Origin of the sequence: Bradyrhizobium sp., assembly GCF_019242285.1 — a bacterium.
Classification (GTDB): Bacteria; Pseudomonadota; Alphaproteobacteria; order Rhizobiales; family Xanthobacteraceae; genus Bradyrhizobium.
Genome location: NZ_JAFAVV010000055.1, coordinates 1 through 4227 on the forward strand (window position 1 = coordinate 1; position 4227 = coordinate 4227).

The window sequence follows — 4227 nt, forward strand, 5'->3', positions numbered from 1 at the left end:
TCCCACTTAAAGAAGTGTTGACACGGCAAAGCGAGAGCACGCGACGCAAGGCGCGCGTTGATTTGCCGATGTGTCGAAGAAGGAGCGCAGCAGCGATCGCGAAGAGCGCGCGAGAGAGCGATCCGATTTACAAGAAACGCCTGTGCCGCAGGCATTTCTTGAATCGATGCGAGAGACCTTCGATCGACGCGCACTGGGTTCGACTCACGTCGTCGTCTGGACGAGGAGCGTCGCAGCGCCCCTGAGTCGCGATTTTTGGCAACGAAAAAATTTTCATGCTTAACGCGCTTGGCGCTCGCCTTCGGCCGCCAAAAGCGCCTCTCGAGCCGAATCGCGAAACCGATTCGCCGGGCGGCCTCGCACGTGAGGGGCGGTCGACATGGACGCGAGCGTCGCCTCACGCGCTCGAAAGGTGGCTCGCTGCATCCGCTCAGAGGCCGAGCTTCGCCTTCAGCAGGTCGTTGACCGCCTGTGGATTGGCCTTGCCGCCCGACGATTTCATCACCTGGCCCACGAACCAGCCGAGCGCTTGCGGCTTCGCCTTGGCCTGCGCGACCTTGTCGGGATTGGCCGCGACGATGTCGTCGACGACCTTCTCGATCGCCGAGATGTCGGTGACCTGCTTCATGCCGCGCGCCTCGACCAGCGCGCGCGGGTCGCCACCCTCCTGCCAGACGACCTCGAACAGATCCTTGGCGATCTTGCCCGAGATCGTGCCCTCGCCGATCAGATCGATGATCGCGGCGAGCTGCGCCGCCGACACCGGCGAGGCCGAGATGTCGTGGCCTTCCTTGTTGAGCCGGCCGAACAGCTCGTTGATCACCCAGTTGGCGGCGGCCTTGGCGTCGCGCCCGGCGTTCGCGAGCTTCGCCAGCACCGCCTCGTAGAATTCGGCGCTCTCGCGCTCGGCCACCAACACGCCCGCGTCGTAGGGCGACAATGAAAGCTCCGCCACGAAACGGGCTTTTTTCTGATCGGGCATTTCCGGCAGGCTCGCCTTCAGCCCGTCGACGAAGCTTTGGGAGAACGCGAGCGGCAAGAGATCGGGATCGGGGAAATAGCGATAGTCGTGCGCCTCCTCCTTGGAGCGCATCGAGCGCGTCTCACCCTTGTGCGGATCGAACAGCCGCGTCTCCTGCTCGATCGAGCCGCCGTCCTCGATGATCTCGATCTGGCGGCGCGCCTCGTACTCGATCGCCTGGCCGATGAAGTTGATCGAGTTCATGTTCTTGATCTCGCAGCGGGTGCCGAGAGCGGCGCCCGGCCGGCGCACCGAGACGTTGACGTCGGCGCGCAGGCTACCCTTCTCCATGTCGCCGTCGCAGGTGCCGAGGTAGCGCAGGATCGCGCGCAGTTTTGTCACGTAGGCCTTGGCCTGCTCGGCATCGCGAATGTCGGGCTTGGAGACGATCTCCATCAGCGCGACGCCGGAGCGGTTGAGGTCGACGAACGACATCGTCGGCGACTGGTCGTGCAACAACTTGCCGGCGTCCTGCTCGAGATGCAGGCGCTCGATGCCGATGGTGGCGGTCCTACCCCCGTCGAGCTCGACGGTGACCTCGCCCTCGCCCACGATCGGCTGCTTGTACTGGCTGATCTGGTAGCCCTGCGGCAGGTCGGGATAGAAATAGTTCTTGCGGTCGAACACCGAGCGCAGATTGATCTGCGCGTTGAGGCCAAGCCCGGTGCGCACCGCCTGCCTGACGCATTCCTCGTTGATGACCGGCAGCATGCCCGGCATCGCCGCGTCCACCAGCGACACATGGCTGTTGGGCTCGCCGCCGAAGGCGGTCGAGGCGCCGGAGAACAGCTTTGACTTGGAGGTGACCTGGGCGTGGACCTCCATGCCGATGACGACTTCCCAGTCGCCGGTTGTGCCCTTGATCAGCGTGTGGGGAATGGCGGCGGCGCTCATAGATCTAGGTTTCCTGCTGGCTTCCGGACCATGCAGCTCCGGGACGGGTCGGGCTTCGCGCAACGGACTGTGGCAGTCAAGCCGCTGGGGGGATCAATGCGATGACCCGACCGCGGCTCAATTTGACCGAGCATTGACGCTGCCGCGAACTATACCGTAAAAATTCCCTCCGTAGGGGGGCATGGGAATGTATCGTTGGTTGTTGGTGGCGACTGCGGCCGTCACGCTGAGTGCGTGCGCGACACCGTATCAGCAGTTTGGCGTGCTTGGCGGCCTCGACGCCAAGGAACTGAGGCCCGACGTCTATCGCGTCAGTTTTCAGGGCAACGGCTTCACCACCAAGGAGAGCGTGCAGGTCTACTGGCTCAATCGCTGCGCTGAGCTCGCGCTCGAGAAGGGCTATGCGGGCTTCGAAATCCTCTCCGATATGCAGTTCGTGATGCATCGGCCGCGCGAGGCACCCGTCACGCTTCCGCTCGACATGGCGGCGGCATCGCCGCGGAGCCATATCCCCGTCACCGACGCCGAAGCCGCGGACTTCGCGGCCTGGCGCGATCAGACGGGCTTCGCCGGCCGGCCTGCCGAACCGGTCCGAATGGCGGCCGTTATGGTGTTCTACAATGCGCCGGCGGTGCCAAAGCCGGGGATCGAGGGCGACGTTCATTTCCTTCCGCCACCGGTCGAGTCGGCGCCGCCCAAGGTGTTCAACGCCAAGTCACTGCTGGCGCAGCTCGACCCGATCATCAAGGGAGAGAAGTGCGGCGGCAACGTCTGTCCGCATGTGCATGAGTATCTGTTCCCGAGGGGAAAGCTGAGATAGCGCGGAGCGGCTGCGCGCGCTCCTGCGTCATAGGAGCAGCGCGGAGACGATCCGCCCCCATTCAGCTTCGAGTGAATCCGATGCAGCCGGCTGGTTCGCCCGCCGGTACCAGTAGCCGGCATTGCCGAGGTCGCCCTCGACCCGGTGCAGATAGGCGTGCACCCAGGCGGCCTCTGCGCTGTCGTCATCCTGGACGATCGTGTGCGCCTTCTCCCAGTCGCCCTTGGCCGCCCACCACAGCGCTGAAAGTGGCGGGTTCAGATCGGACGCGGGCGCCGTGCCCGCAAGGCTCGCGCGGAAATCAGCCATGCTCACCACCATTTTTCCGGAGTGAAACGCCCCGCAGCCTGCTCAACGATCTCGCCCAGCGAGAACAGCGTCTCCTCGTCGAAGGGACGGCCGATCAGTTGCAGCCCGAGCGGCAGGCCCTGCGCGTCCTTGCCGGCGGGAACCGCAATCCCGGGCAGCCCCGCCATGTTCACGGTCACCGTGAAGATGTCGTTCAGATACATCTCGATCGGGTCGCTGCCCTTCTCGCCGATGCCGAACGCGGCCGACGGCGTCGCCGGCGTCAGAAGCGCGTGCACGCCCTTGGCAAAACAGTCCTCGAAATCCTTCTTGATCAGCGTCCGCACCTTCTGCGCGCGCAGATAGTAGGCATCGTAATAGCCGGCGGAGAGCACATAGGTGCCGATCATGACGCGCCGGCGCACCTCGGCGCCGAAGCCGGCGGCGCGGGTGCTCTCGTACATCTCGATGATGTTGCGGCCGTCCTGGCGCAGGCCGTAGCGGACGCCGTCGTAGCGGGCGAGGTTGGAGCAGGCCTCCGCCGGCGCCACGATGTAATAGGCCGGCAGCGCGTATTTGGTGTGCGGCAGCGATACCTCGACCAGCTCGGCGCCGGCCGCCTTCAGCCACGCCGCGCCCTCGCGCCAGAGCTTCTCGATCTCGGCCGGCATGCCGTCGAGGCGATATTCCCTGGGGATGCCGATCTTCATGCCCTTCACGGACCTGCCGAGCGCGGCCTCATAGTCCGGCACCTCGTGGTCGACCGAGGTGGTGTCCTTCGGGTCATGGCCCGCCATCGAGCGCAGCAGGATCGCGGCATCGCGCACCGTGCGCCCGATCGGGCCGGCCTGGTCGAGCGAGGAGGCAAAGGCGACGATGCCCCAGCGCGAGCAGCGGCCATAGGTCGGCTTGACGCCGACGGTCGCGGTGAACGCCGCAGGCTGCCGGATCGAGCCGCCGGTATCGGTCGCTGTCGCGCCCATGCAGAGCAGCGCCGCCACCGCCGAGGCCGAGCCGCCGGACGAGCCGCCCGGCACCAGCGTGGTGTTGGCGCCCCGCCGGCGCCAGGGGTTGGCGACCGGCCCGAAGCAGGACGTCTCGTTCGACGAGCCCATCGCGAATTCGTCGTTGTTGAGCTTGCCGAGCATCACGGCGCCGTCGCGCCAGAGCTGCGAGGTGACGGTGGATTCGTAGGTCGGCACGA

General features: G+C 65.7%; 4 protein-coding genes. 1 reads left to right on the top strand and 3 read right to left on the bottom strand.

Going from position 1 to position 4227, the window contains the following annotated elements:
* Positions 1-430: 430 nt before the first annotated feature.
* A complete protein-coding gene (gene gatB, locus JOY90_RS02410; protein WP_291689573.1) occupies positions 431-1915 on the bottom strand; it encodes an Asp-tRNA(Asn)/Glu-tRNA(Gln) amidotransferase subunit GatB in 1485 nt (494 codons plus the stop codon).
* 187 nt (positions 1916-2102) lie between these two features.
* Here gatB and JOY90_RS02415 point away from each other — a divergent pair, with 187 nt between their 5' ends.
* The gene (locus JOY90_RS02415; protein ID WP_291689574.1) at positions 2103-2735 is read left to right on the top strand and encodes a hypothetical protein; all 633 of its coding nucleotides are present in this window, start codon (positions 2103-2105) and stop codon (positions 2733-2735) included.
* A 27-nt stretch (positions 2736-2762) separates the two neighbouring features.
* Here JOY90_RS02415 and JOY90_RS02420 read toward each other — a convergent pair whose 3' ends face one another.
* Positions 2763-3056: a hypothetical protein gene (locus JOY90_RS02420; protein ID WP_291689575.1), complete on the bottom strand. Its 294-nt coding sequence runs from the start codon at positions 3054-3056 to the stop codon at positions 2763-2765.
* Positions 3047-4227, bottom strand: a 1181-nt coding sequence (gatA, locus tag JOY90_RS02425; protein WP_291689576.1) for an Asp-tRNA(Asn)/Glu-tRNA(Gln) amidotransferase subunit GatA, incomplete at its 5' end; no start/stop codon positions are given. The genes gatA and JOY90_RS02420, both read right to left, overlap by 10 nt.

Bases quoted from the DNA above. Each gene is read 5' to 3' on its own strand.
- JOY90_RS02420 (WP_291689575.1), bottom strand. From the start codon at position 3,056: ATGGTGGTGAGCATGGCTGATTTCCGCGCGAGCCTTGCGGGCACGGCG.
- gatB (WP_291689573.1), bottom strand. From the start codon at position 1,915: ATGAGCGCCGCCGCCATTCCCCACACGCTGATCAAGGGCACAACCGGC.
- JOY90_RS02415 (WP_291689574.1), top strand. From the start codon at position 2,103: ATGTATCGTTGGTTGTTGGTGGCGACTGCGGCCGTCACGCTGAGTGCG.